Below are 4,448 nucleotides of genomic sequence, written 5' to 3' on the forward strand. Positions count from 1 at the left end.
ATGACGGATATTAAGCGCACGCCTTTGCATGGTTTGCATGTTGAGTTGGGTGGGAAGTTGGTTGATTTTGCGGGCTGGGAGATGCCTGTTCAGTATCCCTTGGGGATTATGGGTGAGCATGCGCAGTGTCGTGAGAAGGCGGCGGTGTTTGATGTGTCTCATATGGGTCAGGTGATCCTGCGGGGTGAGGATGTTGGTGCCAAGCTTGAGGCTCTGTGCCCGCAGGCCTATGCGACATTGAAGCCTGGCAAGGCGCGGTATGGATTTTTCACCAATTCGGATGGCGGGATCATGGATGATCTGATCGTGTCGAATGCGGGGGATCACTTCTTTGTGGTGGTGAACGCGGCGCTGCGTCATCAGGATATTCCGCATATGCGCGCCAATCTGGACGGGGTTGAGGTGATCGAGATCTTTGACCGCGCGCTTGTTGCGGTGCAGGGACCGAAGGCCGAGGATGTGGTGGGTGCGCTTTGCCCTGCGGCGCGGGATCTGAAGTTCATGGAAACCGTTGTTGCCGACATCCTGGGGGCCGAATGCCGGATCTCGCGTCTGGGCTATACCGGCGAGGACGGGTACGAGATCTCGATCCCCGAGGACCGCGCGATTGAAATCACCAAGGCCTTCCTGGCGCATGAGGATTGCGAGGCGGCGGGCCTGGGCGCGCGCGACAGCCTGCGGCTGGAGGCGGGGCTGTGCCTGTATGGCAATGACATCGACCAGGGCACCTCGCCGATCGAGGCCAGCCTGGGTTGGGCGATCCAGAAACGCCGCAAGGAAGAGGGCGGGTTCCCGGGGGCCGACCGCATTCAAAAAGAACTGGCCGAGGGTCCCGCGCGCAAGCTGGTGGGCATCAAGCCGGAAGGCCGGGCACCGGCGCGTCAGGGCGTGGACATTCAGTGCGCGCAGGGCAATACAATCGGTCAGATCACCTCGGGCGGGTTTGGCCCGACGGTCGGTGGACCTGTGGCGATGGGCTATGTGGCGGCGGATCATGCCGAACCGGGCACGGCGGTGAATCTGATCATCCGGGGCAAGCCGCAACCGGCACAGATTGTGGCCACCCCCTTTGTCACCCAGAATTACAAGCGTTGAAGTCAGGAGAGAGACAACATGGCAACCTATTATTCCGAAGAGCACGAATGGCTGACCGTCGAGGGTGACACCGCGACGCTGGGCATCACCAAACACGCGGCTGAACAGCTGGGCGACGTGGTGTTCGTGGAACAGCAGGAAGCAGGCGACGAGTTCGAGAAGGGTGGCGAGATTGGCGTGATCGAATCCGTCAAGGCGGCGTCCGAGCTTTATGCGCCGGTTGATGGCGAGATCGTCGAGGTCAACGAAGCGCTGGCCGACAATCCGGGCGCGCTGAACGACGACCCCGAGGGCGAGGCCTGGATTTACAAGATCAAGATCACGGATGCGTCGCAGCTGGAAGATCTGATGGATGAGGCCGGCTACAAGGCCTTCATCGGGTAACTTCAATTCCGGGGCCCTGAAACCGGGCCCCGGGCTTCATCTTTTTCCAAATACTCCCGCCGGAGGCATCTGCCAGAGCGGCTGGGCGAGACATTCCTTGAGGAGCGCTACACATGGCCTTCAAACTCACCGATTACGAAGCCTATGACTTTGCCAACCGTCGCCATATCGGGCCCAGCCCGACCGAGATGCGCGACATGCTCAAGGTGATCGGCTTCACGACGCTGGATCAGCTGATTGACGCCACCGTCCCCCCTGCGATCCGGCAGAAGGAAGCGCTGGACTGGGGTCCGGCGATGACCGAGCGCGATGCGCTGTTCCACATGAAAGAGGTGGCGAGCAAGAACAAGGTTCTGACCTCGCTGATTGGTCAGGGCTATTACGGCACCACCACGCCTGCGCCGATCCTGCGCAATATCCTGGAAAACCCGGCCTGGTACACGGCGTACACGCCTTATCAGCCCGAGATCAGCCAGGGCCGGCTTGAGGCGTTGCTGAACTTCCAGACCATGGTCAGCGATCTGACCGGGCTGGACGTGGCCAACGCATCCCTGCTGGACGAAGCAACCGCTGCTGCCGAGGCGATGGCGATGGCCAAGCGCGGTGGCCGGTCCAAGGCCAATAACGCGGCTTTCTTCGTCGATAAAAACTGCCACCCGCAGACCATTGCGGTGATCAAAACCCGCGCCGAGCCTCTGGGCATCGACGTACAGGTGGCTGATCCGGATATGATGGACGCGGGCGCGGTGTTTGGCGCGATCTTCCAGTATCCCGGCACGCATGGACATGTGCGCGACTTCACCGCCGAGATCGCGGCGCTGCATGAACATAAAGCCATTGCCATCGTTGCCGCCGACATCCTGTCGCTGGCACTGCTGAAATCCCCCGGCGAGATGGGCGCGGATATCGCCATCGGTTCGACCCAGCGCTTTGGCGTGCCGATGGGCTATGGCGGCCCGCACGCGGCCTATATGGCGACCACCGACAAGCTGAAGCGGTCGATGCCCGGCCGGATCATCGGCGTCAGCATCGACAGCCGGGGCAACAAGGCCTATCGCCTGGCGCTGCAGACCCGCGAACAGCATATCCGCCGCGAGAAGGCCAACTCGAATGTCTGCACCGCGCAGGCGCTGCTGGCCGTCATTGCGTCGATGTATGCGGTTTATCACGGCCCTGATGGCATCAAGGCCATTGCGCAATCGGTGCACCGCAAGACCTCGCGCCTGGCCGCCGGTCTGGAAGAGGCGGGCTTTGCCGTGGAACCGGAAGTGTTCTTTGACACCATCACGGTCGAGGTCGGCCATCTGCAGAATGTCGTGATGGAGGCCGCCGTGGCCCGCGGCGTCAACCTGCGCAAGGTTGGCGACAGCAAGGTCGGCATCAGCCTGGACGAACAGACCCGGCCCGAGACCATCGAGGCCGTCTGGGGTGCTTTCGGCATCGATCGGGCGGATGACAGCTCGAACAAGCAATACCGCCTGCCGGATTACGCGCTGCGTGAAAGCGAATATCTGACCCACGAGATCTTCCACAAGAACCGGGCCGAGGCCGAGATCACGCGCTATATGCGCCGTCTGGCCGACCGCGACCTGGCGTTGGACCGGGCGATGATCCCGCTGGGGTCGTGCACGATGAAGCTGAACGCCACGATCGAGATGATCCCGGTCACCTGGCCCGAGTTCGGCAATCTGCACCCGTTCTGCCCCGAAGATCAGGCACAGGGCTATCACGAGATGATTGCCGATCTGAACGACAAGCTGTGCCAGATCACCGGCTATGACGCGATCTCGCAGCAGCCCAACTCGGGCGCGCAGGGCGAGTACGCAGGCCTGCTGACCATCCGCAACTATCACTTCGCCCGCGGCGAAGGGCACCGCAATGTCTGCCTGATCCCCACTTCGGCCCATGGCACCAACCCGGCCTCGGCCCAGATGGTGGGCTATCAGGTGGTGCCGGTGCAAGCGGATGAGAAGGGCAACATTGATGTCGCCGATTTCCGCGCCAAGGCGGAAAAGCATTCCGACCATCTGGCCGCCTGCATGATTACCTACCCGTCGACCCATGGCGTGTTCGAGACCACCGTCCAGGAGGTCTGCCAGATCACCCATGATCACGGCGGTCAGGTCTATATCGACGGCGCCAACATGAACGCCATGGTCGGCCTGTCGCGCCCCGGTGATATCGGCGGCGATGTCAGCCACCTGAACCTGCACAAGACCTTCTGCATCCCGCATGGCGGTGGCGGCCCCGGCATGGGTCCGATCGGCGTCAAGGCGCATCTGGAGGAACACCTGCCCGGCCACCCGGAATACGGCACCGCCGTCGGTCCGGTCTCGGCGGCACCGTTTGGGTCTCCGTCGATCCTGCCGGTCAGTTGGGCCTATGTGCTGCTGATGGGCGGTGCGGGTCTGACCCAGGCCACGAAAGTGGCGATCCTGAACGCCAACTATATCGCGGCCCGGCTGCAGGACGCCTATCCGATCCTGTACACCTCGGAAACAGGCCGGGTGGCGCATGAATGTATCCTTGACACCCGTCCTTTGGATGAGGCGGCCCATGTCAGCGTCGACGATGTGGCCAAACGTCTGGTCGATTCAGGCTTCCACGCGCCGACCATGTCCTGGCCGGTGGCCGGAACCCTGATGGTCGAGCCCACCGAGTCGGAACCCAAGGACGAGCTGGATCGCTTCTGCGACGCCATGCTGTCCATCCGGGCCGAGGCGCAGGACATCATCGACGGCAAGATCGATGCGGAGAACAACCCGCTGAAAAACGCCCCCCATACGGTGCGCGATCTGGTCGGCGACTGGGACCGCCCATACACCCGCGAACAGGCCTGCTTCCCCCCGGGCTCCATGGGCGTCGACAAATACTGGTCCCCCGTCAACCGCGTCGACAACGCATACGGAGACCGAAACCTCATCTGCACATGCCCACCAATGGACGCTTACGAAGAAGCCGCAGAGTAA

At 62.3% G+C, this 4,448-nt stretch carries 3 protein-coding genes; all 3 read left to right on the top strand.

The window, feature by feature from the left end; genetic code table 11:
• Positions 1-1,095, top strand: a 1,095-nt coding sequence (gene gcvT / locus AC2FLG_RS20395) for a glycine cleavage system aminomethyltransferase GcvT (RefSeq protein WP_496707767.1), incomplete at its 5' end; no start/stop codon positions are given.
• 18 nt (positions 1,096-1,113) lie between these two features.
• Entirely contained in the window at positions 1,114-1,479 is a 366-nt protein-coding gene (gene gcvH / locus AC2FLG_RS20400) for a glycine cleavage system protein GcvH (protein ID WP_142640419.1), read from the top strand.
• Positions 1,480-1,592: 113 nt separating this feature from the next.
• Positions 1,593-4,448 (top strand): aminomethyl-transferring glycine dehydrogenase, encoded by a 2,856-nt coding sequence (gcvP, locus tag AC2FLG_RS20405; RefSeq protein WP_496707769.1) that lies wholly within the window; start codon positions 1,593-1,595, stop codon positions 4,446-4,448.

It is taken from the genome of Ruegeria sp. CDSA193, assembly GCF_059611885.1.